Below are 24273 nucleotides of genomic sequence, written 5' to 3' on the forward strand. Positions count from 1 at the left end.
GACCTGCCTGCCCTCAAAAAAAGACTCGCGTCCCAAAGAAGAACTACAGCATCACGCCCGAAGCGCCGTTCTGCAAGCAGAATGTTTGATCAAACGTAACGCGTCTGAAAACAGATTGGCATTTTTCGAAATGCACTCACGCGATTTTCACGATCAGCTTGCCAAAATTACCGCCTTCAAATAGCGAAAAGAAGGCTTTTGGTGCATTTTCAAGCCCGTCGACAATGTCCTCGCGATAGCGAACATGACCATCGGCAATCCACTTCGCCATATCATGATAGAAGGCCGGGCGCTGCTCCACGAAATCACGCTGGATAAAACCACGAATGGTGAGGCTTTTCGACAAAACGTCCCGCATGAAAACCGGCAGACGATCCGGTCCATCGAATGCACCGCTTTGGTTATATTGGGCAATCAGACCGCACACAGGCACACGGGCAAACTGGTTGAGCAGCGGGAAAACTGCCGCAAAGACTTTGCCGCCTACATTCTCGAAATAGACGTCAATGCCTTTCGGACAGGCCGCAGCCAGCTCTTCTGCAAAGTTTTCACTGCGATGATCAATTGCTGCGTCAAAGCCGAACTCTTCAATCAGCGCACGACATTTGTCCGCGCCGCCCGCAATACCAACGGCGCGTGCGCCTTTCAGCTTCGCAATCTGCCCCACGGCAGACCCCACGGGTCCAGTCGCTGCGGCAACCACTACGGTCTCACCTTCTTTCGGCTGACCAATTGTGAGAAGACCTGAATAGGCGGTAAAACCTGGCATGCCGAGAATACCGAGCGCAGTCGTCACGGGTGCTGCCTTCGGATCAAGCTTGCGAACATCTGTGGCTTTTACGAGCGCATAACTCTGCCAACCTGAATGCGAAAGTACCAAATCGCCTGGCGCAAAACCTGCGCTGCGGCTCTCAACCACCTCGCCCACGGTCCCACCATCCATGACGCCGCCGATCTCGACAGGCGCAGCATAGGATTTGGCGGCACTCATGCGCCCACGCATATAGGGATCAAGCGAAAGGTAACGGAGTTTCAGAAGCAGTTCACCTTCGCCCGGGCTTGGGATTGCCACTTCCTCAAGCCGGAAGTTCTGAGCCACCGGACGCCCATCGGGACGTGAAGCGAGGACGATACGTTGATTGACTTTCGCGGTCATGGGAAACTCCTGCACATTCTGGCTGATCAATAAGGCACTCTGCCTCTCACTCTTCATCTGAACGTAAGTGAATCGCTTCGACTGCGAAACGACCCCGCGGAAATCTTCGTGCCTGTTTTAAACGACTGGAAAGAAACTCCGTTCCCTCCCCATCACATCGTTAGAAAAGAAAACCCCGCCACAATGGGCGGGGTCGATACTCTGTAAGAAAGGGTCCGAAATTACTTCATCGTCGGAATGACAAACTCCGCACTATCCCTGACGCCATGCCGCGCGCCCGCAGCAAAGCGAGGACGCGCAAGCAAAGAAACGTCTGGCGTTACTTCATCGTCGGGATGACGAATTCAGCTCCGTCTTTGACGCCAGACGGCCAGCGCGAGGTGACTGTCTTGGTCTTGGTGTAGAAGCGGAATGCATCAGGGCCGTGCTGGTTGAGATCACCGAAGCCCGAAGCCTTCCAGCCACCGAAGGTGTAATAAGCAATCGGAACCGGGATCGGCACGTTGATACCGACCATGCCAACCTGAACGCGGCTTGCAAAATCGCGCGCTGCATCACCGTCGCGGGTGAAGATGGCAACGCCATTGCCGAATTCATGTTCATTCGGCAGAGCCAGGGCTTCCTCATAGGTCTTGGCGCGAACGACCGAAAGAACCGGACCGAAGATTTCTTCCTTATAGATGCGCATGTCCGACGTGACATTGTCGAACAGGCAACCACCCATGTAGAAGCCATTTTCATAGCCCTGCATCTTGAAGTTACGACCATCGACGACGAGGTTTGCGCCTTCTTCGACACCGAGATCGACATAACCGCGAATGCGATCGAGTGCAGCCTTAGTAACAACCGGGCCGTAATCGGCTGAATTGTCGGTCGAAGGACCAATCTTCAGCGATTCAACGCGTGGGATCAGCTTTTCCATCAGACGGTTTGCAGTGTCTTCACCAACAGGAACGGCAACCGAGATCGCCATGCAGCGTTCGCCAGCCGAACCGTAACCTGCGCCGATCAGCGCATCAACGGTCTGATCCATATCTGCATCCGGCATGATCAGCATATGGTTCTTTGCACCGCCAAAGCACTGCACACGCTTGCCGTTCGAGCAACCACGTCCATAAATATACTGCGCAATCGGCGTAGAACCGACGAAGCCAATGGCCTGAACATCAGGATCGTCAAGCAGCGCATCAACAGCATCCTTGTCGCCATTGACGACGTTGAAAATGCCAGCTGGAAGACCGGCTTCCATGAACAGTTCGGCAAGGCGCATCGGTACGCCTGGATCACGCTCCGACGGCTTCAGGATAAAGGCATTGCCGCATGCAATTGCAGGACCGGCTTTCCAGAGCGGAATCATTGCCGGGAAGTTGAACGGCGTGATACCCGCCACAACACCCAGCGGCTGGCGCATGGAATAGGTGTCGATGCCCGTTCCTGCATTGTCGGTGAATTCGCCCTTCAGCATATGCGCAGAACCAAGGCAGACTTCGACCACTTCAAGACCGCGCTGAATATCGCCCTTGGCGTCAGCAATAGTCTTGCCGTGTTCGCGTGCAAGCAGTTCGGCAAGGCTGTCGTATTCAGCTTCAACCAGCTCAAGGAACTTGCGCAGAATGCGAACGCGACGCTGCGGGTTGGTTGCGCCCCATGCTGGCTGTGCAGCCTTGGCGTTTTCCACTGCAGCACGGACTTCGTCTTTTGTGGCGAGAGCAACTGTGCCCTGCACCGTGCCATCGAGCGGCTGAAAAATATCCGACGTACGGCCGCTTTTGCCAGCTACATGCTTGCCGCCGATGAAATGCCCTACAGTGCGCATTGGAAGACCTCCCTGAATTCTGGTTCCGTCTGGCAGATCCAAAACCTGCCATCTTGACAGCTATCCTGACTCTGCAAATTCACAATTGCAAGGCGCTGAAAAGCGTATCCGTTGTGCATTTTTTATAGTACCAATAAGATAAACCCCGAAAAGCGCGTAGCAATTTTCGGGCAAACTCACGCTCAGACAAAGAACACCATGAACTGGGATGATATTCGCATATTCCTTGCTGTCGCGCGCTCTGGGCAGATTCTGGGCGCGGCCAAAAGGCTCGGCCTCAACCACACAACAGTTGCCCGCAGACTGACTGCACTTGAGACGGCGCTTTCCACAACGCTGCTGACGCGCCGAACCAACGGCTCGACACTCACGCAGGCGGGCGAAGAATTTCTGCTTGCAGCCGAACGCATGGAAGCAGAAATGCTTTCTGCGCGTTCGCAAGTCGGTAATGCCGATATCGCTGTATCGGGTACGGTGCGGATTGGTGCGCCTGATGGTTTTGGCGTTACTTTTCTGGCTCCAAGACTGGCGCGGCTGACACAGCAATATCCCGATCTTACCATCCAGCTTGTGCCTGTGCCGCGCTCCTTCTCGTTGTCGCGGCGAGAAGCAGACATCGCCATCACGGTCGAGCGCCCTGAACAGGGACGGCTGGTCGCCCGCAGGCTGGTCGATTATACGCTGGGCCTTTTTGCCCATCGCTCCTATCTCGAAGCGAACGGCATGCCTGAAAGCGTCGAAGATCTGAACCACCATCGAACAATTGGCTATGTGGAAGATCTGGTGATCAATCCGTCTCTGGCCTATGCGCCGGAAATCAGCCGCGACTGGAAGCCTGCTTTTGAGGTTTCAAGCGCATTGGGACAGATGGAGGCAGTTCGTGCGGGTGCAGGCATCGGCATTTTGCACGCATTCATCGCACGCGCAGATCCTAATCTTGTGCCTGTATTGCCCGATCGCATCATCCGCCGGGCCTATTGGCTGACCTATCATGAATCTGCGCGCACTCTGCGGCGTGTCACGGCTGTTTCAGCTTTGATTTCCGAGCTCGTGGAGAGTGAGAAATCGCTGTTTAGTTAGAGCCCATCCCGAAAAGTGTGAAACGGTTTCGGATAAGATGCGCGTAAAAAATGATGAGATCGAAATGCGCTCTAATTTGCTTTCCAATAGAATGCCATCACACCGATGATCATAGCTGCAGGAATAAACAGCGCATCGAGGCCAATGAAATAATGCGCAAAGCCGCCCATAACGGCACCGATCATCAATGACAGCCAAACAGCGAAATGTTGCAACCAGCGCCATCGTGGCACTTCACCACGCAATGAACCGGCAAGATCAGCCGCTGAATTAAACAAAGTTCCGGTCACATAAGTCACACCGAGACGCGCAGAGCCTATAGGCTGTACGGCGGCATTCTGCGCACCCATAGCGGCTGCCAGAAGCAGCACCGGATGGATCAGATCGAGCCCCACATGACGCAAGGCGCTGACCAGAAGAAGTATCGCCGCCACGCTTGCCATGACCGCAAGGCTACCATTCTTGCCATGGGCGCGAACGGTAAGTGTCCCCATAAATGCGCCTGCGAAAAATAACGCGATAAGAGCGGCGGGAAGCCAGATAATTACCCGCCCCATAGCATCCGGTTGCGCGGAAATGGCGAGCCCCAGCTGGGTGGTGTTGCCGCTCATGAAGGAGGCAAAGAAGCCGCCCAATTCCAGAAAAGCAATTCCATCAATGAAGCCTGCCGATGCGGTCAGAGCCAGACCGAGAGACAGTCGTGAATTCGGTGTCATTGGATTGAACTTCGAAAAAAGAGCGGCCCGGCTTTTGAAAAAACCCGGGCCTTTATTCAGGGTTGGAACACGTCGTCAGACGCGTTTAACGATACGCAGAATAACAAGAAGGATTGCAGCACCGATAAAGGCGTTGATGATGGAAGCGAGAATACCGCCGCCAACCGAGAAGCCCAATCGTGGCAAGAGCCAGCCCGCGAAGAAAGCACCGATTACACCAACAATAATATTGCCGATGAGGCCAAAACCACCGCCCTGCACCACTTTGCCGGCAAGCCAGCCAGCAATCAGACCAACGAAAAGGAATACAAGAAGACTCATACCGTCCATAAGCAATTCTCCCTCTCAGAACGCGTCCCCGACGCATCTGCGATGAGTTGACAATATGTTGGCCTGTCAGACAAGAGGGCTGATGAATTATGGTGCAAGATGCCGGAAAGCGCTCACGACCTCTTCATAGACTTTGCGCTTGAAAGGCACGATCAAATCCGGCAGCTCCTGCATCGGCTTCCACGCCCATTCTTCGAACTCGGCTGTATGCCCACCGGGAGGGGGATTGATTGCAATCTCGCTCTCGTCGCCTTCAAAGCGATAAGCAAACCACTTTTGGGTCTGGCCGCGATATTTACCCTTGAGGGCTTGCCCGACCAAACGTGGCGGCAGATCGTAGTTGATCCAGTTTGGTGCTTCTGCAAGCAGTGAAACCGACTTCATGCCGGTTTCCTCATACAGCTCGCGTAGCGACGCAACTTCGGGGTCTTCGCCCTTATCGATACCGCCCTGCGGCATCTGCCAAAGCTGCGTAGCCCCATCCATCTCGTCACCCGGAATAACGATGCGACGACCGGCCCAGACGAGGCCTTCCCTGTTGAGCACCATCAGCCCCACACAAGGGCGATAAGGCAGGCTTTCAGGATCGACAGGACCTTTATGCTTCGACATGGTATCTCCGTATGCGCGCGTTTGAACGAGTGTTATAAAGCGGTTACAACTATTCAATCTTATCTGGAGCCGCTGTAAACTGCGACAAAAGAAAACGCGGGAGCCTGAACTCCCGCGCTTGTTGTTTCATTCGCCTTCAACAGCATCAGCCCCAAAACCGGAATTGATTTTTGGAAAGCACGATGCGTAGATTCAATAGCTTAGAGCGACCTTTGTGCGTCCGAAAGGACACACACGGCGCACTAAGGCAGATCAGTTCAGAACACCCTTTTTAGGGTCTGGTGGGAAAGCAGCATTGGCTTCTTCGCCACGCAGAAGCTTCAGCGCTTCGTTGAGCTGAACGTCATCCTTCGGCTCAAGCGGAACATAAGCTGCCGAACCCGATCCCTGATCGTCTTCAGCGTTACCCTTGATGTGGCCTTTAAGTTCGGACTCACCACGAACAACATCCTCGCCGCGCAGTTCTGGCGGCAACGGCTGTTCAACCTTGATGTCCGGCGTGATGCCCTTGCCCTGGATCGACTTGCCCGACGGCGTATAATAGAGCGCGGTCGTCAGACGTAGCGAGCCATTTTCACCAAGCGGGATAATCGTCTGTACAGAACCCTTGCCGAAAGATTGTGTGCCGAGCACGGTCGCACGGCGATGATCTTGAAGAGCACCGGCGACAATTTCCGAAGCACTGGCCGAGCCACCATTGATCAGCACGATCACCGGCTTGCCGTCGACAAGGTCTCCCTTGCGTGCGTCGAAGCGGGTTACATCCTGCGGATCGCGACCGCGGGTCGAAACAATTTCACCCTTGTCGAGGAACGTGTCTGAGACAGCAACAGCCTGATCAAGCAGACCTCCCGGATTAAGGCGGAGGTCGAGCACATAGCCCTTCAGTTTGTCGGCCGGAACCTTTTCCTGAATATCCTTGATCGCCTTCTTGAGATCTTCCGAAGTCTGCTCTGTGAAGGAAATCACGCGCAGATAACCGACGTCATTCTCAATCCGCGAGCGAACTGCCTTGACCTTGATGACCGCGCGGTCGATCTTGAGCGTGATCGGCTTGTCGGCACCCTGACGAATAAGTGTCAGCTCTATTGGCGAGCCAACTTCACCACGCATCTTTTCAACGGCATCGCTCAGGCTCAGACCGCGGACTTCCTGACCGTCGATCTTGCTGATCAGATCGCCTGCGAGAACACCGGCCTTGGAAGCCGGCGTATCATCAATCGGCGCGATGACCTTTACGAGATCGTTGTCCATTGTCACTTCGATACCGAGGCCACCAAACTCACCCTTGGTCTGCACACGCATGTCCTGCGCTGCCTCCGGGTTGAGATAAGACGAATGCGGATCGAGCGACGTCAACATGCCGTTAATGGCACTTTCGGTCAGCTTCTTGTCATCTGGCGGCGTCACATATTGCTGGCGCACGCGCTCGAAAATATCACCGAAGAGAGCCAGGTCCTTGTAGACATCGCTGTCTTTCCCCGCTGCGGCAAAAGCAGTGGAGGCAGGCGCGCCCTGAACCATCACCATGGCTGACGCGCCCATCAGGGCTCCGGCGAACAGCAGCGACAGTTTACGTATCATTTTGTGTCCTTCCAGAAAGCCGCTCGGACCACCACGGGGCCGGATCAACGGGTTTTCCATCTTTTCGAAACTCAATGTAAAGCAATGGCGCGCCATTGCCCACCTCAATTGGTGCAACACTTGCGAGAAGTTTTTCACCCATTGCACCGACAGGCTCACCCGCCAGCATGAACTGACCTTGCGCCACATCGATTCGGCCCATGCCAGCCATCACGATATGATATCCGCCGCCAGCATCCAGGATCAAGAGCTGCCCATAAGATCTGAATGTACCTGCATAAAGCACAACGCCATCGGAAGGTGACGTAATCGTGGCAGCGGGCAAGGTTTCGACAACCTGCCCCATCATGTTGCCACCAACACCGTCCTTTTCAGCAAAATGCCGGATTGTCTTGCCCGCAGCAGGCAATGCCAGCTTTCCATGCAGTGATGCAAAATCGAGCTGCGCATGCAGGCGGTTCTCGTCTGGCGTTGCTTCTCCGGCCTTTTCCTGCGCTTTTGCAAGACGTTCGGCTTCCGCGTTGCGCGCAGCATCTGCCGCATCACGCACACCTGCCATCTGCTCATCAAGCCCGTCGATCAGTTCTTTGAGACTGCCCGCCTTGGCCGCAAGTTCTTCCGAACGCTTGCGTTGCGCCTCGATTTCCTGCTCGGATTGCGCCTGCAACTTCTTCTTTTCATCAAGAAGAAGTGATTGACGCTTCTGCTCTTCAGCCTGCGCCGACCGCGTTTCCTTGAGCTTGTCCTGTTCCTGGGTAATAGAAGCGGTAACGCGCTGCATATCCTTGAGATCGCTGGTGAGCTCTTCCACCTGCTCACGCATTTCCGGTACAACCGCACCAAGCAGCACAGCACTGCGTACCGATGCCAGAGCATCGTCGGGTCGCACGAGAATTGCGGGCGGCGGGTTCAAACCCATCCGCTGAAGGGCTGCCAGCACTTCAGCCAGAATGCTGCGTCGCGCTCGCAAGGAATTGCGAATGCCGTCTTCCTGCTCGCGCAGAGATACGAGCTTGTCAGCGCTATCGGCAATATCCTGCTGCAATTTCTTGTCAGTCTTGGCCGACTGGATCAGTGCTGCCGTAATCGTTGCCTGATCCTTTTTGAGGTTTGCCACCTCGTCTTCAAGCTGTTTCAGCTTATCGCCCGTCACCGACAATTCGGTGCTGAGTTGCTCATATTCACTCGCTGCCTGATCGCGCTGCTGCTGAAGAGCCTGTTGTGCAAAAACCTGTGGCACGCCTGCCATAAGAGCAGTCGCAACAAAACCAGTCCGCAACACGGCAGACAGGTTAGGCTTTTTGGGAAGGCGAAAAAGACTCATGGCGCGCTATATCAGGAACAAACAAGGCCAAAACTAGCCGCATACCGTTAACGAACCATCAACCATAAGCGCTGGCGTGGTTTATAGCCGTCATGATGCGAATTTCTCCATCAATTCGATACGATTCCCGAACGGATCAGAGACATAGCGTCTTGCATAACCAACCAGCGGTTCATCTTCGACAACAGAGACACCTGCTTTGATCAGTGTTTCGGTCAGTTCTGCCAGTTCCTCAACAATGAAGGCTGGGTGCGCCTTGCGTGCCGGAATAAAATCAGGATCGATTCCAAGGTGAATTTTCAACGACCCCCGTTCGAACCAGCAGCCACCTCTTACCGCCAGATTTTGCGGCTTGGACACTTCCGGAAGTTCCAGCAGCCCCGCATAAAAAGCTCGGGCTTTTTCTTCTTCACCCTTTGGCATTGCCAGCTGTATGTGATCAAGCTGAATGATACGCATCTGTGCTTATCCAACCGTTGTTCGCGGCAGCATTAAGCAAAAAGATCGCTCACAGCGCAAGATCGGGATAACTCTGCGCATATTCCTGCATCTCACGACGATAGCGCCAGACGGCACGCGCGCGACTTTTCCAAAGATCGCGGCGCGGGCGTTTCCAGGGCTTTTCGGGACCGTGGAAGTGAACGATAATATCCGGAGCCGTCTTGCTTTCCTCAGCATCGCCACCAAGTCGGGCTATATGCCGGCGCTGTCGGGGAGCATCGCGCCACGAGGAATTATAAGCCGGGTTAAGAAGATGCACACGACCACGAAACACGTTGTTGAGATGGTCCTGATCACCGAGCGGGCAGGCAGAAGCCCGAACAAGATCGTGCATAGACTGATGCAATTCCGGCTCAGCGCGGATAGCATCCGTATCAAGCAACAGCACACCCGAATTGAAATAACGCGAAATATCGCTCTGCCCCATCAATCCCTGCAATTCACGGACACGCGGCTCGCATTTTTCACGCACCTTAAGGCTGCGTGACGACCATTTTGCCACAACGCAATCACGTACGGCACCTATTGGGCAGCCATTTAGATTGAGTGAGAAAAGCGGTGCTACATCACCGACAACCTGTGTATCACCGTCGATGTAAAGTACCCGGCCAGAAATACGGGATGGAATATGTAGCCGTCCCATCGCTGCCGCAGAGATATAAGCTGTCAGCCTTTTGGCCCCATCCAGATCATCGGCAGACAGAGCGAGACAATTCAGCGTAACAGCCGGATTTATCGCCGCAACGCGCCTTACCGCTTCCCAGTCCTGGTCGCTGAGGCCATCACCCCAGAAATGTATGATGCCCGGTACAGATAAGTGGCGAAGCACGCCCCACATCGCCACAAGGGTAGGCTTGAGAAAGCCGCCATCTGTCACGAAAGCGATCTGGGGTACGTTCACGGTAGGTTTTGTGTACGTCATGAATTTCTATAGGTGATACAGGAGGCAGTTGCGAAATCAGGCCAAAATAGGACCTATTCGTCACCTATTGGAAAAACATGAAAGAACTAGGACCGATGATAGGGATGACCCGCAAGAATTGTTGCAGCCCGATATAATTGCTCAGCTATCAATATACGCGCGATCTGATGTGGCCATGTGAGTTCGCCCAGCGCCAGAACCAGATCTGCGCGCGAACGCAAAGCAGGATCGTGCCCGTCCGGGCCGCCAATGGCGACAATCAGCTGGCGCTTGCCATCATCACGCATACGGCCAATGCGTTCAGCAAAAGCTTCCGAGCCGAGCGCTTTGCCGCGCTCGTCGAGCAGGATAAGGGCAGCGCCCCCTGAACCGGCATTGCCGAGTGCTTCATTGATGCGCTGTGCTTCTTCGGCTTTGCGCAGATCAGCCGTTTGGCCGCGGCTTTCGGGGATTTCGCTCACACCGGCAAATTCGAGCCCAAGCGGCGGTCCCGCCTTGGAAAAACGGTCGAAATAACGCTCGACCAACTCCCGCTCGGGGCCGGCTTTCATCCGGCCCACGGCCATAACACTCACACGCATCACGTCCTCTTTACGACTTGATCAGTGCACCGTTCCCGATGCGCGCTGATCTTCGAGATCGTCGTTGATCCAGATCTTTTCCAGATTGTAGAAATCACGGATTTCCGGACGGAAAATATGGACGACAATATCGCCTGTATCGATGAGAACCCAATCACCGCCCTCGAGTCCTTCGACCCGCATATCTTTGCAGCCCATTTCACGAAGAGCTTGCATAAGATGATCAGCGACAGCCGTTACATGACGATGCGAACGACCAGACGCGACGATCATATAATCGCCGATCGAAGATCTTCCGCGAATGTCGATGGGGATGATGGATTCTGCTTTGGAGTTTTCGAGACTGGCCAAAGCCGCGTCGAAGGTCTGGGACACGAAAGCTGTTTCGTTCATCCCGACCGGTGAAGGCGCGTGGTGAGCCTTCTTCTCAATTGCTGTTCTCAGTGTAGTTCCTTTCCGACAAGAACAACGCAGTACGGCATTCATAAGCACCGCACATACCTAAGATAGGCAGAGTCCCTGTATTCTTTCAAGAGTCTTAGCTTTTTTTGACGCACATCTCACCCGAAAACCGTTTCATACCTTTCAGGATGCGCTTAAAAGCCCGTTCACTTTTTCAATTTCTGTTTACGGAGTGCGGTCGACGAGAGCGAAGAACGCGGCCCATGAATGAATGTCCAGGCAGGCGGCGTGCGGCGCGCAAGAACAGGCGCATAATGTTCATCAAGTCGGCTATCGGAAAATGTCTGCGCCATGCGCGACGACAAATAAGCCAGTGTCGAACCCGGCCGATCAATCACTGCGATTGGAAAATTCTGCGCAATCTCGCGCCAACGCTGCCAGCGATGGAACGATGCAAGATTATCAGCCCCCATCACCCAGACAAAATGCACACCGGGATTGGCTTTGCGGATGAGCGCCAGGGTATCAGCCGTATAACGCACGTTGAAGGCAGCCTCCAGAGCAGTCACTTTGATACGCGGATCGCTTGCCACATCTTCGCTCAGCTTCAGTCGGTCAGCGAGCGGCGCCAGCTCGCGGCTGTCTTTCAGCGGATTACCGGGTGTCACCATCCACCAGAGCTGATCAAGTTTAAGTCGCCGGATTGCAATTTCTGCCACCAGCGCATGCCCCCCATGCGGAGGGTTAAACGAGCCGCCAAACAGACCGACCGTCATGCCTTTTTCGACATGCGGCATACGCAGATAATGCGCATCAACATCCGGATATTGCTCTTTCAGTGCGGAAAGCCCGAAGCCGAAACGCATCAGGGCATGATCCCAAAAAGTGGGCACCGGTTTTCGAAAAAGATCATGCTAAGCCTAACCACGAACTTGTCCGTTACCGCGAACACGATATTTGAACGAGGTCAGTTGTTCGACACCCACCGGCCCGCGTGCGTGCATCTTGCCGGTTGCGATACCGATTTCCGCGCCCATGCCGAACTCGCCACCATCAGCAAATTGCGTCGAGGCGTTGTGCAGCAGAATGGCTGAATCGATCTCGTTGAAGAAGCGTGCAACGGCTTCGGCATCCTCAGCGATAATCGCCTCGGTGTGATGTGATGAGTAACGATTGATATGCTTGATCGCGCCCGAAACACCGTCGACGAGCTTTACGGAAATGATCGCATCAAGATATTCGGTCGACCAGTCCTCTTCCGTTGCGGGCTTCACATTGGGATAAAGCGCCATCACCTCGTCGCTTCCACGAATTTCACAGCCTTTTGCAGCCAGATCTTGCAGAACTGGTACAAGATGCGTTGCAGCAACGGCGCGATCCACAAGAAGCGTTTCAGCTGAGCCGCAAATGCCGGTACGGCGCATCTTGGCATTGACCGCAATGGCGCGTGCCATATCAAGATCGGCAGAAGCATCGACATACAAATGGCAGATGCCTTCGAGATGCGCAAAGACCGGAACACGCGCTTCTGATTGCACACGCGCAACAAGGCTTTTGCCGCCACGGGGCACAATCACATCAATCGCGCCGTTCAAACCTTTGAGCATTTCACCAACCGCAGCGCGGTCCGTCACAGGCACGATCTGGATAGCATCGGCAGGCAGTCCGCCAGCTTCAAGACCAGTCACCAGTGCCTGGTGAATCGCAGCCGAGGAGTGAGCGGAATCTGAACCGCCACGCAGGATCACCGCATTACCGGCCTTGAGGCAGAGCGCGCCGGCATCCGCCGTTACATTGGGACGGCTTTCATAGATGACGCCAATCACACCGAGCGGCGTGCGCACGCGCTCGATGTGAAGACCATTGGGACGGTCCCATTCGGCAATCACCTCACCGACAGGATCAGGCAGAGCAGCAATCGCACGGATACCATCGGCAATGGCTTCTATGCGGCTGTCATCGAGCGTCAGCCTGTCAACGAATGATGCAGCCATACCGCTCTCTGCCGCATTGGCAAGATCAAGCTTATTGGCTGCAAGAATTGCATCCTTGCCTGCGAGGACCGCATCGGCAGCGGCAAGCAGGGCAGTGTTCTTTTGTTCGGCGCTTGCTATTGCGAGTGGTGCTGCAGCAGCTTTGGCCTTGCGACCAACTTCCGCCATGATGGCTGCAATGTCGGCTCCCCCGTCCACTTTGTTCAGCATCCGCTCCACCCTTTATGCTTCTTCTGTCTCAACCGCAGTCACGCCGCGCACAACCAGATCATTGCGATGTATCATCGCAGCACGCGCATCATAACCAAGAATGCTACTAATCTCATCGCTTTTATGCCCGGCAATTTTGCGCGCATCGTCAGCATCATAAGCGATCAGCCCGCGCGCAATTTCGCGACGATCTTCATTCAGCACTGCAACCGTATCGCCGCGCTCGAACTGACCTTCGATCTCTTTGACACCTGCGGGCAGTAGCGATTTTCCAGACTTCAGCGCCTTTGCCGCACCGGCATCCACCAGCAATTTTCCAGCGGGCTCCAGATTGCCAGAAATCCATGTCTTCCAGGCATTGACCGGCGCACGCGACGGCTCAAACAAGGTTGCACGCTCGCCATGATCGATGGCTGAAAGCGGTGCCATACGCGTGCCGGATGTAATGATCATTGCCGTGCCTGCGGCATTGGCAATCTTGCCCGCATCAAGCTTGGTCTTCATGCCGCCGCGGGATAGCTCGGACGCAGCTGCTCCCGCCATAGCCTCGATTTGCGGGGTAATCGCCGTCACGAGAGGCAGGAACTGCGCATCCGGATTCTTATGCGGTGGAGCTGTATAAAGCCCATCAATATCCGAAAGCAGAATGAGCAGATCTGCGCCCATCATGGTTGCAACACGAGCCGCCAGACGATCATTGTCGCCATAACGAATTTCGGTGGTTGCGACTGTGTCATTCTCGTTGATGATCGGGACGGCGCCAAGTTTCAGCAATGTTTCGATGGTCGCGCGCGCATTGAGATAACGGCGACGCTCCTCGGTATCGGCCAGTGTGAGCAGAATCTGACCAGACTTGATGCCGTGGCTACCGAGCACATCGGCATAGGCCTTGGCGAGTGCGATCTGACCGGCAGCAGCGGCAGCCTGACTTTCCTCAAGCTTCAACGACTTTTTCGGCAGGCCAAGAACCGTACGGCCAAGCGCAATGGCCCCCGAAGAAACGACCAGGACTTCCACACCTGCCCGCGAAAGGCTGGCAATGTCCTGGCCCAGGCTTTCAAGCCAGTTCTGCTTGAGACCCGTTGAACGATCTACGAGAAGCGCAGATCCGATTTTGATAACGATGCGGCGATAATCTTTGAGTTGTTTCAACATGCATTCAGTTCCTGCGCCGCGTCCTCAACTGTTATTCTTCTTCGGCTGTTCCAGCTTCCGCTGCACGGCTCTTATCGATCACGCTTGCAAGCTGGCGCAAGACATCATTCAAGCCTTCGTGGCTAACGGCTGAAAGCAGCAGCGGATCGCGCCCGCAGGCCTTCTTCAGTGCCTTGATCTTTTCCTTGCGCGCATCCGGATCAAGCGTATCGATTTGCGACAGCGCTACAATTTCAGTCTTGTCAGAAAGACCATGCTCATAGGCTTCAAGCTCGCCACGAATGACGGTGTAAGCCTTTGCCACATCTTCTTCCTGCGCCGACACCAGATGCAACAGCACGCGCGTGCGCTCGACATGGCCAAGGAAGCGGTCGCCAAGGCCCACGCCTTCGCTTGCACCTTCGATAAGACCAGGAATGTCGGCGATCACAAACTCGCGACCATCGACACGCGACACGCCAAGATTGGGATGCAGCGTGGTGAAAGGATAGTCAGCAATCTTTGGCTTGGCCGCTGTCACACTTGCGAGGAATGTGGATTTACCCGCATTCGGCAAACCAACCAGACCAGCATCGGCAATCAGCTTCAGACGCAACCAGATCGTGCGCTCAATACCGTCGAGGCCGGGATTGGCACGGCGCGGCGCACGGTTTGTGGATGTGGTGAAATGCAGATTGCCAAAGCCGCCATTCCCGCCCTTGGCAAGGCGATAACGCTGACCGAGCTGAGTAATGTCGCAAATCAGCGTTTCATTATCTTCTTCAAAAATCTGCGTGCCAACCGGCACTCTGAGTACGACATCGTCGCCCTTGCCGCCAGTCATGTTGCGACCCATGCCATGCATGCCGGTCTTGGCTTTGAAATGCTGCTGATAGCGATAATCAATCAGCGTATTGAGACCATCGACAGCTTCAACCCAGACATCACCGCCGCGCCCGCCATCGCCACCGTCAGGACCGCCGAATTCAAGAAATTTCTCGCGCCGGAACGAAACAGCGCCTGCACCGCCCGCGCCGGAGCGAATGTAAATCTTGGCCTGATCGAGAAATTTCATTGAACTTACCTCTTGTGACGCATTCGAAACTTGTATCGTAGCGCGTCTTAAACTTGGGACCGCACGCAATCTTGCGCAATCCGATTTGCAATTACAGCAAAACCCTTGTCCTGCAAACAGCTAGTGGTCTGATTTCGACATTTGCATCACGCCGCTACAAGCAACAAACGTCAAATTCAATTCACTCAAACATAAGGGTTTCAGCCTAAGTTCAGTTTCCACGCAGGATCACTGAAATCGATATAGAGCAGCTCCTGATCCAGATACTGACCCTGCACATAAAGCGACTTGCGCTCAACGCCGTAGGATTTGAAGCCGAGCCCGTAATAGATGCGCTTCGCAGGCTCGTTGGTTGCCACGACCTTTGCATCCAGTATCACGACATGCTGCGCCGCATGTTCGATAATCCGTCCAACGAGCGCCTTGCCCAGAGCCAACCCACGTGCTTCGGGAGCGACATAGACGCTGACCAGAGTGCCACGGTGCCTCTCCGACTTGCGTTCATGCCGGAACATCCCGGCAATGCCCATCAGGTTTTCGCCATCAAATGCACCGAAAATGACATTGCCGTTCACCTGTTCCAGACGACGCGCAAACACATTGTCGGAATAGGCATTTTCTTCTTCAAAGGTCGAGCCGAAGGCTTGTGGCGCGAGCTGCAGAGCCGAAAGCCGTATCGCGCGGAACCGGTGCAGGTCTCCCTTGTCCAGTGCGCGAACAACAACCCTTTCACAGGCGACAGCATAAGTATCGTTCATTATATTCCCCGATCTTTATCGGTCCTGCGGTTATCGCGCAGGACCGTCTTTTTTGATTATGACTGCCAGCTTCTCAGGCCGATCCAGGTCCGCCGGTCAAGAACATAACGCTCGACAGGAACATTCCCGGCAGCGAGCGAATCCGACATGCCCATGTTGCTGAACTGGAAGCCGCACTTATGGATCACACGGCGAGAGCTACCATTGCTGGCGCGACATGAAACATGCAGCCGCTCGATCGGCGTGGCCCGGAAAGCCAGATCGATCAATGCATGGGCAGCTTCCGTGGCAAAGCCATGACCCCAATAGGGTTCGCCGAGCCAATAACCAATCTCCAGCCCCTCGCCATGTTTATGCGCGTGGATGCCACAACAACCCATAAATATGCCGGTTTCAGCTTGGGTAATCGCGTAAATGCAATTGCCCATCTCGCCTTTTCGGACGCGCTCGACAAAATCGACAGCATTTTCGCGGGTGTATGGATGAGGCATACGGGCGAGCATAGCGGAGACGCGGGCGTTATTGGCAAGATAGGAAATTGCATCCACGTCTTCGGTGTGTGGCGGGCGAAGAACCAGCCTGTCAGTAACGAGAACGGGGCAATCCAGTGCGTGCTCTAAACCCGGCGAGAGATCAGCATAGCTGGCCTCCCGCTCACTACAGCTCTCGTAATAATCTTCTTCTAAAACTTCGACGACCATTGTTCTGTCCTCCAGATGAAAAAAGGGAAGATGGTTGTCCCATCTTCCCTTCGATCTTCTGGCAGGTCGCCATATGTACCGGGTCCATGGGACGCCGGTACTTTATAGAGGTCCGGCTTACTCTGCTGCTTCCGCGATCGGGTTAACCGATACGTAGGTACGGCCGTTGGCTTTCGTGCGGAAAGCAACGGAACCGTTGGTGGTAGCAAAAATAGTATGGTCTTTACCGAGGCCAACATTGGCGCCCGGATGCCACTTCGTGCCGCGCTGGCGCACGATGATGTTGCCAGAAACGACAGCTTCGCCACCGAACTTCTTTACGCCAAGGCGCTTCGACTCTGAATCGCGACCGTTACGCGACGAACCACCAGCTTTTTTGTGTGCCATTGGATTTCTCCTTTAATCTCTTCTACTTACTCAGCCGACTCAGCCTTGGCTGCAGCCTTCTTAGGCGCTGCCTTCTTTGGCTTTGCGGCTTCGCCTTCAGCGGCGTCTGCCTTCGGAGCTGCCTTCTTGGCTTCTGCCTTCTTGGAAGGCTTCGCACCATCGGTGAGGATCTCCGAGATACGGATGGTCGTCAGTTCCTGACGATGACCGCGGGTACGCTTGGAATTCTGACGGCGACGCTTCTTGAACGCGATAACCTTGCGAGCGCGGCCCTGTTCAACGACTTCGGCCGTTACCAGAGCGCCTTCAACAACTGGCGCGCCAATGGTCGTGCCGACCATCAGAACTTCTGCAAATTCTACGATGTCACCAGCTTCGCCAGCAACCTTTTCAACCTTGATCAGGTCGTTTGCGGCAACGCGGTACTGCTTGCCACCAGTCTTAATGACTGCGAACATTTGTTTTCCTTTCGGGTCGTTCGGTCCAGCTCTCATCCCTGCAACGCAAGCGCCTCAGGCACGGGCCGTCTTTTTATCAGTCGATTGATTTTGGAAGCTTTTCAGCCTCCTGACCAGAGCCCCGAAAACCGGAAATCTCCAATCAAAACAATAAGCGCGGGCTACCCCACACATAAAGTCAGGTGCTTATAGATATGAGGTAGCGGAAAAGTCAAGAATTTTCCTCCTAGAATGCAAATTAGGTCTTGTCTAATTGTGTTTGGCCCGTTATTGAGCCGCTACACACTTAGCATTCGCTTTAGATGCTTACCGACGGCGCGATTTTCCTAGATCGTTTTACCGTAGTGCACAATGCGGAGAGGTGGCTGAGTGGTCGAAAGTACCGCACTCGAAATGCGGCGTGGGGGTAACTCCACCGTGGGTTCGAATCCCACCCTCTCCGCCATATCACTTCAAGGTCGCGTGTTTTCCTGACAAGTATTTTCGGGCTTGCAGACCAGTCCGGTCTGTGCCAGCAGATCTGCCACACCGTCACGCGCGCCCAACCCCTCGGCATCGCACAGATATTCCATGTGATCACTCAAGTATCCAGCCATCGGCGCACGCCAGTCCGGTGAGGTTTCGATCATCTGTTCAGACGTATAAAGCAGATACTCGACATATGCCCCATAGGCGGTGAGCTCGGTCGTGCCTCTTAGCGAGCAATAATCGGCCTGCGCCAGTTCGGGTTTTTGCACCGTCAAATTGAGGAACTCGCGATATATTTCGCGCGCAGTCTGGTCGCGCTGAATGAGATCGGCCTGACTGACTTGATAAGGAATGATAATCAGCGCCGAGAGCGCGGCAAAGGCCGTCGCTATCCCGCCCAGAGCGGCCAATTGTTCAGTATTGCGCCGTAACCAGTTCCACATGTTCAGACCTTGGGTTGCTCATGGGTGGCACAATGGATACCGCCGCCAACCTCACCCACCGGATCGATATTCAATGTAACAATCTCCCGACCGGGATAGAGTTTGCCAAGAATAGCCGCAGCCCGTTCATCGGCTTTACGATCCCCGAACTCGGCGGCTATCACCGCGCCGTTACAAACATAGTAATTGACATAGGAAGACACGAAATCGCTGTTGCTCGAACGTATGTCATAAGGTTCCGGCAAAATGACCATATCCAGCTTGCGTCCCTCCGCATCGGTGGCTGCAGCCAGTATGTCATGTGTTTCGAAGGCGGCAGCCGACCAGGGGTCGTCGGGATCGATCTTATCTCCCATCTGGATCAGCAACTGTCCGGGCTTAACAAAACGGGCAAGCGCGTCGATATGATAATCGGTGATATCGGCACCGATGATCCCGGGCGCCCAGATCATCTTGCGTGCACCCATCGTGTCCAGCAGCATCTTCTCAATTTCAGCTTTGCTGCCCCGGTTTCGGTTGACATTGATGAAGGTGCTTTCATGAGCGATCAGCGTGCCCTGGCCGTCGGTTTCAACTCCTCCCGCCTCACCCACAAGACCTGCGTCGAAAACCTGCAATCCCATCCGTTCGGCTATCCGCGCCGCGATCTTCCCGTCTGCGCGGTGGGTCTGCTTGTTGCCCCAACCGTTGAAATTGAACTGCGTGATGGCGAGACCACCCTTGCCATCAACAACAAAGGAGGGACCGGAATCGCGACACCACAAATCGTCGGTTGGAATGTCCCATAATTCCACATTGCGCGACACCAGCTTGCGAACAGCAGGATGGTGTTTTGCTGCAGCCAGCATCACAACCGGCTCGAATTCCGCGATAGTATTGGCTATTTTCGCGATCGTTTTCTGAATATCATCAAGAAAATCAGGATCGTCATACACAGCCGGATTCACCGGCCATTGCATGAAAGTGCGTTCATGCGGCTCTGTTTCTTCCGGATACCAAAAACCGGCAGAACGAGCCGATTGACCTTCCGCTTGCCCTCGGCGCGCGTGCATCGACAGACCGACGGCAGCGGCGGCAGCACCCAACAAGGTTTGACGGCGTGTCATCATCCTATCACCATGAAACTAAAAAGTATTTTAGAATATTCGCATATAAAGTAGGGCTGCCCATCCCCCCTGTCAACAGACACCAAACCGGCTTCGCGCGTATCGCTCGGCTATTTATTGACTGCGATCCGGAAGCTCAGAGGCGGCTCTCATTCCGAAAGCGCGCCAATGTTTGCAAGCAGCATGAAGTTTTAAAGGTTCTTCTGAGCAAATCTGTCAAATGCCGTGAGGAAATCGCCAAGGAACTTGGCGGTGTCAGGCACCAGCTTGCCGCTTTCGTCGACGAGCCTATCAACATATGCGAGATAAGCCTCGGGCTGTTGCAAGGTCGGCATATCGAGGAATACCAGCGATTGCCGCAGATGATGATTGGCACCAAAGCCAGAGATATTGCCCGGTGAACCGCTTATGATAGCAGCTGGTTTTCCACTCCACACGCTTTGACCATATGGGCGCGAACCCACATCAAGTGCGTTCTTCAAAGCAGCTGGCACGGATCGGTTATATTCGGGCGTCACAAACAGAACGGCATTTGTCTTGCTCACTTCCGATCGAAACCGCGTCCATGCTGCCGGTGGTACGTCCGTATCCAGATCCGGATTATAAAGCGGCAAATCGCCGATCTCGATTGTCGTTAAAGTCATACCATCGGGCACAACAGCGCTCAGCCCCACAGCCACCTTGCGATTAAACGAATCTTTTCTCAGGCTTCCAACCAGAACAGCTACATTCAACTGTGACATCCGCTATCTCCTTTGTTGCAGCAACACGAGCCGTTTCCGAACCCCCACACCCTATAAGCTAAGACAGCACGCAACAATTGGAAGCAAAAACTCAAATCTGATCAAAACTCAATTCTGGATGGGCGGCTTTCCATACCTGGCCGATAGCAACGAAATGTCGTCTTCCCATCAGCCTTGGCAGAATAAAGTGCCGCATCCGCATTGATAAATACACTCGATGCAGAGTTTCCGGATATCTGCGCTATTCCCACAGATGCTCCGAGCCTTAATTTCTGATTATCAAAAATCACATCTTCACAGAGACGGTCAATTATGTTTTGCGCAAGTTTCTCGGTTGTTTCTTTATCATAATAGTTCGATGTAATAACGGCGAACTCGTCTCCACCTATTCTGAAAATACTATTTCCTATTTGATTTATTGTATTGAGACGCTCTCCCATCACCTTAATACACTCATCACCGGCGAGGTGACCATAATCGTCATTTATACTTTTGAACCCATCCAGATCAATGAGCAGAAGAAACCCTGATTTGCTGTCAATGTCGGCATATTCCAGCGCCGAAGTCAGCTTTAAATGGAACTGGCTTTTATTAGCCAGTCCCGTCATTTGATCATATTCAGCAAGATAAACTATCCGATCAAATAAAGCTTTCTGATCAGTAATATCCTGCTTCATACCAAAAATTCGAACCGGTATATCATCCTGACATTCGATAGAAGCCGTGATGCGTATCCAGCGCTTGTTACCGCGGAATGTCCTTATTTCGGCCTCCAGGGTGAAGCCGCTACACTCTGCAATAGCACCCGATCTGCGCTTTTGTAGTTCCTGCCGGGAATTCTCAGTATAGCAAGCCAGTGTCTCAGACCGATTAAGCGGTGCACCCCGTGGAAGCTCAAAAATATCATACACATAGTCCGACCAGGTTAACTCCTCTTCGGGTAACGTGCACTCCCAGATACCGATTTGAGCGACAATAGAAGATTGCCCGTATATTTTTTTGAAATGTGAAAGCGTTTGTGCCTGCTCATTGATGAGTTTTTCTTTGCTTTCTAATTCAAGTCGCAGACACTTCAGCTCATCTCGCAACTGGCTCAGCACGGCGTCATCTTTGATGGGCATTAACACTCTCTACTGTTGCAGCAACAATGACAGTCACACCTTCATATCCCAAAGGATTTTCTTATTAAGCTACTGCTTATTAAGATAACCTATATGCACGTCATGCTCAACGACCCGGAAACTCCACCCTCTCCGTCATTATCCTATCGGCTATCGGGCACTTATAAGTTTCAGAATAGCTCACTTACGGCATAACTGCACCAGCCAAGCATATTCAATTACACTGTCTCCGCACTTCTCGAAGAGAGCCAAACCATGCTAGATCACCAATATGAGTGTGCTATCTTCTGAGTTTCCCATTTATACTCCACCGCTGGAGCCATATATTTCGATCATTCATCGTGATGCGGACATTCTGGTGCTGGACAAGCCAAGCGGGTTATTGTCTGTGCCGGGGCGTCATCCTGCCTTGTCGGATAGTCTTGCGACACGTGTACAAAAACAGTTTCCAAATGCACTGATGATCAACCGTCTCGACAAGGATACGTCTGGTCTGGTGTTGATGTCGCTCAATCGCAAAGCGCATGCCGCAATTGCCGCGCAATTTGAGGCGCGTACAACCCAGAAATCCTATGTAGCAGAAGTATGGGGACGCGTGGAAAATGATGAGGGGATGATTGATCTGCCCTTAGCGATCGATCAGGATAACAAACCTCGCCATCGGGTAGACCGTGAAAACGGCAAGTCCGCTCAGACGCATTGGACGGTTCTGGAGCGTGGCGAAGACACGACGCGGCTCCGCCTGTTTCCGTTGACCGGACGCACTCATCAGTTACGCGTCCATATGAAAGCAATAGGTCATGTCATCCTTGGGGATGAGTTTTACGCGGAAGGAGCTGCACTCACAGCCGCAGACCGCTTGCTATTGCATGCAGAAGAAGTCGCTTTTCGTCATCCGGATGGACGCGATGTTAAATTCACCGTCCCCTGTCCGTTCTAAGAGCAACCATGTCGCAAAAAGCAGAAGCATCCGAGCTTATTGTTGATTTTGTCGGTGGCGCAGTTGGTCACAGGTTCCGCTCAGGTGAAGGCCGGGGGCAAGCACTCGCCAAGGCTGCGGGATTAACCGGCGGTGTCACGCCCGACATAGTGGACGCGACAGCGGGACTTGGGCGGGATGCCTTCCTGCTCGCTTCACTGGGTGCCAGGGTGACACTCATAGAGCGCTCGCAAAAAATGCATGATCTGCTCGCTGAAGGATTGGCACGTGCGGCGGCTGAGGGCGGACAATATGCCGAGACTGTATCACGAATGACCTTGCTGCATGGCGATTCCTGCCAGCTACTCCCCGACCTCAAGCCACAAGTGGTTCTGGTTGATCCCATGCATCCACCACGAGGCAATTCAGCACTGGTCAAAAAGGAAATGCGCCAGATCCGGGAAATCGTCGGCACCGACCCGGATTCCGAAAAGCTGATGCTGGTCGCACTGGAGCATGCGCAAAATCGTGTCGTGCTCAAATGGCCATTGCGTGCAGAACCGATGGCTGGGCTACGCAAGCCCTCCCATCAAATACTGGGCAAAAGCACCCGCTACGACGTCTTCGTTAAAGCAAAAATTGTGACGGCTTAACCTACGAAAGCCATTTCACACTTTTCGGGCTATCCTTTAATTCGAGCACTTCACGTCATAAGAAATGACGGATGGTGTATCAGGTGAGTCCCCCACCGTTGCAACGGAAAGACTGTTGCCAGCATTCTTGTACTCAAAGCCACAGAAGCCAAAGCCCGTTCCCGCACAGCCATCGACCTCGTTGATCCCCATATCCAGCAGGTCCTGCGACGTGCTATCGGGTTCCTGCTTGCTCTGCTCTGGCTGCCAGCCATATTCCTTGAGCATCATGCGTGCCAGAATGATCGGTACATGACGAACATTGGGAACTGTTACCTGCCCTGCGCAGAACTTCTCTTCATTTGGCAACGCGGTAATGACGATACCCTTCCCTCCGACAAGCTTCACATCGGCAACCGGCTGCTGAACCAGATCACCATCCCAAAGGCGCAGAACGTCACCGTGTTCTTCAACACGGCCCAGGCTCAAAGCGGTCTTTTTGGATGCATAGGCGAGTGCGACGAGTTTACCGTCGTCATAAAAGGCAATGTTACCATCTTTCAGCAGGCATGATCCGCTCGTACCTTCTTCGGTGTCGGCAACGAAACTGACGACCTGCAGAGAACCAAGTTTCGCTTCACCGGTTAACGTCCAGCCATGCTCTTCAACTGCACGCGCCTCGGCACTTGGCGTCTTGCTGGCCCGGTTAACACAGGATTCCGTCTCTTCATTCTTTTTCGGAGCTTTCGGCAGTTCTGTAAGGCGCACAATATCGACCCCACTGACCTGCGAAACAGGGATGAACTTATCCAGTTGAACTGATGGGGCAGTGTGTGCCTGAGCATTCGCAGAGGTTGCGAATGCCAATGTCATGCCAGCCGTGAGAAGACGAGAGATCATACCAAACCATTCCAAAATCGACGTTCTTGCAGGCAAAGCTGATCATCTGAACAAAGAGGCCCGGCCTGATTCCGGGACAAGATAGCAGTCAAACGTCTATATTAAAGCCAAAACATTGTTTTTATTTTCTCTTGATTACAATTCAACTCGATCGTTCGAGGTAGCGATTTGAATTATTTGAGACTTGGAAGCATTATCCA

General features: G+C 53.7%; 27 protein-coding genes and 1 tRNA gene. 4 read left to right on the forward strand and 24 right to left on the reverse strand.

What is annotated here, in order from left to right:
- Positions 1-136: 136 nt before the first annotated feature.
- Together ACSME1_RS05470 and ACSME1_RS05475 are read right to left on the reverse strand one after the other, a co-directional pair.
- Positions 137-1156, reverse strand: coding sequence for an NADP-dependent oxidoreductase (locus ACSME1_RS05470; protein WP_105706885.1), 1020 nt, complete (start codon positions 1154-1156; stop codon positions 137-139).
- A 319-nt stretch (positions 1157-1475) separates the two neighbouring features.
- On the reverse strand, positions 1476-2972 hold the full coding sequence (locus ACSME1_RS05475) for a CoA-acylating methylmalonate-semialdehyde dehydrogenase (RefSeq protein WP_024895835.1): 1497 nt from the start codon (positions 2970-2972) through the stop codon (positions 1476-1478).
- Positions 2973-3170: 198 nt separating this feature from the next.
- On the opposite strand from ACSME1_RS05475, the gene ACSME1_RS05480 reads away from it, so the two are divergent.
- The gene (locus ACSME1_RS05480; RefSeq protein ID WP_024895836.1) at positions 3171-4052 is read left to right on the forward strand and encodes a LysR family transcriptional regulator; all 882 of its coding nucleotides are present in this window, start codon (positions 3171-3173) and stop codon (positions 4050-4052) included.
- A 71-nt stretch (positions 4053-4123) separates the two neighbouring features.
- Here the strand turns inward: ACSME1_RS05480 and ACSME1_RS05485 are convergent, their stop codons facing one another.
- From ACSME1_RS05485 to rplU, 17 genes are all read right to left on the reverse strand, one after another.
- Positions 4124-4768 (reverse strand): YoaK family protein, encoded by a 645-nt coding sequence (locus ACSME1_RS05485; RefSeq protein ID WP_105706886.1) that lies wholly within the window; start codon positions 4766-4768, stop codon positions 4124-4126.
- A gap of 75 nt (positions 4769-4843) precedes the next feature.
- Entirely contained in the window at positions 4844-5098 is a 255-nt protein-coding gene (locus ACSME1_RS05490) for a GlsB/YeaQ/YmgE family stress response membrane protein (RefSeq protein ID WP_024895838.1), read from the reverse strand.
- 87 nt (positions 5099-5185) lie between these two features.
- A complete protein-coding gene (locus tag ACSME1_RS05495; RefSeq protein WP_024895839.1) occupies positions 5186-5710 on the reverse strand; it encodes an RNA pyrophosphohydrolase in 525 nt (174 codons plus the stop codon).
- A 252-nt stretch (positions 5711-5962) separates the two neighbouring features.
- Positions 5963-7294, reverse strand: a complete 1332-nt coding sequence (locus tag ACSME1_RS05500) for a S41 family peptidase (RefSeq protein WP_100558545.1) — start codon at positions 7292-7294, stop codon at positions 5963-5965.
- On the reverse strand, positions 7284-8543 hold the full coding sequence (locus tag ACSME1_RS05505) for a murein hydrolase activator EnvC family protein (RefSeq protein ID WP_435654951.1): 1260 nt from the start codon (positions 8541-8543) through the stop codon (positions 7284-7286). Before ACSME1_RS05505 ends, ACSME1_RS05500 begins: the two co-directional genes overlap by 11 nt.
- A gap of 165 nt (positions 8544-8708) precedes the next feature.
- Entirely contained in the window at positions 8709-9077 is a 369-nt protein-coding gene (locus ACSME1_RS05510; RefSeq protein WP_105706889.1) for a VOC family protein, read from the reverse strand.
- A gap of 49 nt (positions 9078-9126) precedes the next feature.
- Positions 9127-10041 (reverse strand): glycosyltransferase family 8 protein, encoded by a 915-nt coding sequence (locus tag ACSME1_RS05515; protein WP_435654944.1) that lies wholly within the window; start codon positions 10039-10041, stop codon positions 9127-9129.
- Positions 10042-10127: 86 nt separating this feature from the next.
- The gene (gene rlmH, locus ACSME1_RS05520) at positions 10128-10622 is read right to left on the reverse strand and encodes a 23S rRNA (pseudouridine(1915)-N(3))-methyltransferase RlmH (protein ID WP_024895844.1); all 495 of its coding nucleotides are present in this window, start codon (positions 10620-10622) and stop codon (positions 10128-10130) included.
- A 21-nt stretch (positions 10623-10643) separates the two neighbouring features.
- On the reverse strand, positions 10644-11015 hold the full coding sequence (gene rsfS, locus ACSME1_RS05525; protein WP_024895845.1) for a ribosome silencing factor: 372 nt from the start codon (positions 11013-11015) through the stop codon (positions 10644-10646).
- 215 nt (positions 11016-11230) lie between these two features.
- Positions 11231-11890, reverse strand: a complete 660-nt coding sequence (locus tag ACSME1_RS05530; RefSeq protein WP_024895846.1) for a nicotinate-nucleotide adenylyltransferase — start codon at positions 11888-11890, stop codon at positions 11231-11233.
- A 54-nt stretch (positions 11891-11944) separates the two neighbouring features.
- On the reverse strand, positions 11945-13228 hold the full coding sequence (locus ACSME1_RS05535; protein WP_105706892.1) for a glutamate-5-semialdehyde dehydrogenase: 1284 nt from the start codon (positions 13226-13228) through the stop codon (positions 11945-11947).
- Positions 13229-13240: 12 nt separating this feature from the next.
- Positions 13241-14383, reverse strand: a complete 1143-nt coding sequence (gene proB, locus ACSME1_RS05540; RefSeq protein ID WP_105706894.1) for a glutamate 5-kinase — start codon at positions 14381-14383, stop codon at positions 13241-13243.
- Between the two features lie 31 nt (positions 14384-14414).
- Entirely contained in the window at positions 14415-15437 is a 1023-nt protein-coding gene (gene obgE / locus ACSME1_RS05545) for a GTPase ObgE (RefSeq protein WP_100558538.1), read from the reverse strand.
- 200 nt (positions 15438-15637) lie between these two features.
- On the reverse strand, positions 15638-16195 hold the full coding sequence (locus ACSME1_RS05550) for a GNAT family N-acetyltransferase (RefSeq protein WP_105706895.1): 558 nt from the start codon (positions 16193-16195) through the stop codon (positions 15638-15640).
- A gap of 56 nt (positions 16196-16251) precedes the next feature.
- Positions 16252-16896 (reverse strand): GNAT family N-acetyltransferase, encoded by a 645-nt coding sequence (locus tag ACSME1_RS05555; protein WP_024895851.1) that lies wholly within the window; start codon positions 16894-16896, stop codon positions 16252-16254.
- 117 nt (positions 16897-17013) lie between these two features.
- Positions 17014-17283, reverse strand: coding sequence for a 50S ribosomal protein L27 (rpmA, locus tag ACSME1_RS05560; protein WP_007876947.1), 270 nt, complete (start codon positions 17281-17283; stop codon positions 17014-17016).
- Between the two features lie 26 nt (positions 17284-17309).
- Positions 17310-17741 carry a 50S ribosomal protein L21 gene (gene rplU / locus ACSME1_RS05565; RefSeq protein WP_024895852.1) on the reverse strand — a complete coding sequence of 144 codons (432 nt, stop codon included), beginning with the start codon at positions 17739-17741 and terminating at the stop codon, positions 17310-17312.
- 355 nt (positions 17742-18096) lie between these two features.
- Between rplU and ACSME1_RS05570 the strand changes: the two genes are divergently transcribed.
- Positions 18097-18186 (forward strand) — tRNA-Ser (locus ACSME1_RS05570).
- A 7-nt stretch (positions 18187-18193) separates the two neighbouring features.
- Here ACSME1_RS05570 and ACSME1_RS05575 read toward each other — a convergent pair.
- The 4 genes from ACSME1_RS05575 to ACSME1_RS05590 form a co-directional block, all read right to left on the reverse strand.
- Positions 18194-18652, reverse strand: coding sequence for a hypothetical protein (locus ACSME1_RS05575; protein ID WP_024896922.1), 459 nt, complete (start codon positions 18650-18652; stop codon positions 18194-18196).
- A gap of 2 nt (positions 18653-18654) precedes the next feature.
- Positions 18655-19761 carry an agmatine deiminase family protein gene (locus ACSME1_RS05580; RefSeq protein ID WP_181151657.1) on the reverse strand — a complete coding sequence of 369 codons (1107 nt, stop codon included), beginning with the start codon at positions 19759-19761 and terminating at the stop codon, positions 18655-18657.
- 188 nt (positions 19762-19949) lie between these two features.
- Positions 19950-20501 (reverse strand): NADPH-dependent FMN reductase, encoded by a 552-nt coding sequence (locus ACSME1_RS05585; protein WP_024896920.1) that lies wholly within the window; start codon positions 20499-20501, stop codon positions 19950-19952.
- A 101-nt stretch (positions 20502-20602) separates the two neighbouring features.
- The gene (locus ACSME1_RS05590) at positions 20603-21622 is read right to left on the reverse strand and encodes a GGDEF domain-containing protein (RefSeq protein ID WP_024896919.1); all 1020 of its coding nucleotides are present in this window, start codon (positions 21620-21622) and stop codon (positions 20603-20605) included.
- 271 nt (positions 21623-21893) lie between these two features.
- Between ACSME1_RS05590 and ACSME1_RS05595 the strand changes: the two genes are divergently transcribed.
- Positions 21894-22562 (forward strand): RluA family pseudouridine synthase, encoded by a 669-nt coding sequence (locus ACSME1_RS05595; protein ID WP_024896918.1) that lies wholly within the window; start codon positions 21894-21896, stop codon positions 22560-22562.
- 8 nt (positions 22563-22570) lie between these two features.
- Positions 22571-23194, forward strand: coding sequence for a class I SAM-dependent methyltransferase (locus ACSME1_RS05600; RefSeq protein WP_024896917.1), 624 nt, complete (start codon positions 22571-22573; stop codon positions 23192-23194).
- A 36-nt stretch (positions 23195-23230) separates the two neighbouring features.
- Here ACSME1_RS05600 and ACSME1_RS05605 read toward each other — a convergent pair whose 3' ends face one another.
- Positions 23231-24073 (reverse strand): hypothetical protein, encoded by an 843-nt coding sequence (locus tag ACSME1_RS05605; protein WP_024896916.1) that lies wholly within the window; start codon positions 24071-24073, stop codon positions 23231-23233.
- Positions 24074-24273: the final 200 nt, after the last annotated feature.

Origin of the sequence: Brucella pituitosa, assembly GCF_965577835.1 — a bacterium.
GTDB classification, from domain to species: Bacteria; Pseudomonadota; Alphaproteobacteria; order Rhizobiales; family Rhizobiaceae; genus Brucella; species Brucella pituitosa.

Coding starts and splice junctions, on each gene's coding strand:
- ACSME1_RS05490 (WP_024895838.1), bottom strand. CDS start 5,098: ATGGACGGTATGAGTCTTCTTGTATTCCTTTTCGTTGGTCTGATTGCT.
- rpmA (WP_007876947.1), bottom strand. CDS start 17,283: ATGGCACACAAAAAAGCTGGTGGTTCGTCGCGTAACGGTCGCGATTCA.
- obgE (WP_100558538.1), bottom strand. CDS start 15,437: ATGAAATTTCTCGATCAGGCCAAGATTTACATTCGCTCCGGCGCGGGC.
- ACSME1_RS05530 (WP_024895846.1), bottom strand. CDS start 11,890: ATGCGTTTCGGCTTCGGGCTTTCCGCACTGAAAGAGCAATATCCGGAT.
- ACSME1_RS05555 (WP_024895851.1), bottom strand. CDS start 16,896: ATGGTCGTCGAAGTTTTAGAAGAAGATTATTACGAGAGCTGTAGTGAG.
- ACSME1_RS05550 (WP_105706895.1), bottom strand. CDS start 16,195: ATGAACGATACTTATGCTGTCGCCTGTGAAAGGGTTGTTGTTCGCGCA.
- ACSME1_RS05535 (WP_105706892.1), bottom strand. CDS start 13,228: ATGCTGAACAAAGTGGACGGGGGAGCCGACATTGCAGCCATCATGGCG.
- ACSME1_RS05575 (WP_024896922.1), bottom strand. CDS start 18,652: ATGTGGAACTGGTTACGGCGCAATACTGAACAATTGGCCGCTCTGGGC.
- ACSME1_RS05480 (WP_024895836.1), top strand. CDS start 3,171: ATGAACTGGGATGATATTCGCATATTCCTTGCTGTCGCGCGCTCTGGG.
- ACSME1_RS05510 (WP_105706889.1), bottom strand. CDS start 9,077: ATGCGTATCATTCAGCTTGATCACATACAGCTGGCAATGCCAAAGGGT.
- rlmH (WP_024895844.1), bottom strand. CDS start 10,622: ATGCGTGTGAGTGTTATGGCCGTGGGCCGGATGAAAGCCGGCCCCGAG.
- ACSME1_RS05600 (WP_024896917.1), top strand. CDS start 22,571: ATGTCGCAAAAAGCAGAAGCATCCGAGCTTATTGTTGATTTTGTCGGT.
- ACSME1_RS05475 (WP_024895835.1), bottom strand. CDS start 2,972: ATGCGCACTGTAGGGCATTTCATCGGCGGCAAGCATGTAGCTGGCAAA.
- ACSME1_RS05470 (WP_105706885.1), bottom strand. CDS start 1,156: ATGACCGCGAAAGTCAATCAACGTATCGTCCTCGCTTCACGTCCCGAT.
- ACSME1_RS05580 (WP_181151657.1), bottom strand. CDS start 19,761: ATGATGACACGCCGTCAAACCTTGTTGGGTGCTGCCGCCGCTGCCGTC.
- ACSME1_RS05585 (WP_024896920.1), bottom strand. CDS start 20,501: ATGTCACAGTTGAATGTAGCTGTTCTGGTTGGAAGCCTGAGAAAAGAT.
- ACSME1_RS05515 (WP_435654944.1), bottom strand. CDS start 10,041: ATGACGTACACAAAACCTACCGTGAACGTACCCCAGATCGCTTTCGTG.
- ACSME1_RS05500 (WP_100558545.1), bottom strand. CDS start 7,294: ATGATACGTAAACTGTCGCTGCTGTTCGCCGGAGCCCTGATGGGCGCG.
- rplU (WP_024895852.1), bottom strand. CDS start 17,741: ATGTTCGCAGTCATTAAGACTGGTGGCAAGCAGTACCGCGTTGCCGCA.
- rsfS (WP_024895845.1), bottom strand. CDS start 11,015: ATGAACGAAACAGCTTTCGTGTCCCAGACCTTCGACGCGGCTTTGGCC.
- ACSME1_RS05590 (WP_024896919.1), bottom strand. CDS start 21,622: ATGCCCATCAAAGATGACGCCGTGCTGAGCCAGTTGCGAGATGAGCTG.
- ACSME1_RS05495 (WP_024895839.1), bottom strand. CDS start 5,710: ATGTCGAAGCATAAAGGTCCTGTCGATCCTGAAAGCCTGCCTTATCGC.
- ACSME1_RS05485 (WP_105706886.1), bottom strand. CDS start 4,768: ATGACACCGAATTCACGACTGTCTCTCGGTCTGGCTCTGACCGCATCG.
- ACSME1_RS05505 (WP_435654951.1), bottom strand. CDS start 8,543: ATGGCAGGCGTGCCACAGGTTTTTGCACAACAGGCTCTTCAGCAGCAG.
- proB (WP_105706894.1), bottom strand. CDS start 14,383: ATGTTGAAACAACTCAAAGATTATCGCCGCATCGTTATCAAAATCGGA.
- ACSME1_RS05605 (WP_024896916.1), bottom strand. CDS start 24,073: ATGATCTCTCGTCTTCTCACGGCTGGCATGACATTGGCATTCGCAACC.
- ACSME1_RS05595 (WP_024896918.1), top strand. CDS start 21,894: ATGAGTGTGCTATCTTCTGAGTTTCCCATTTATACTCCACCGCTGGAG.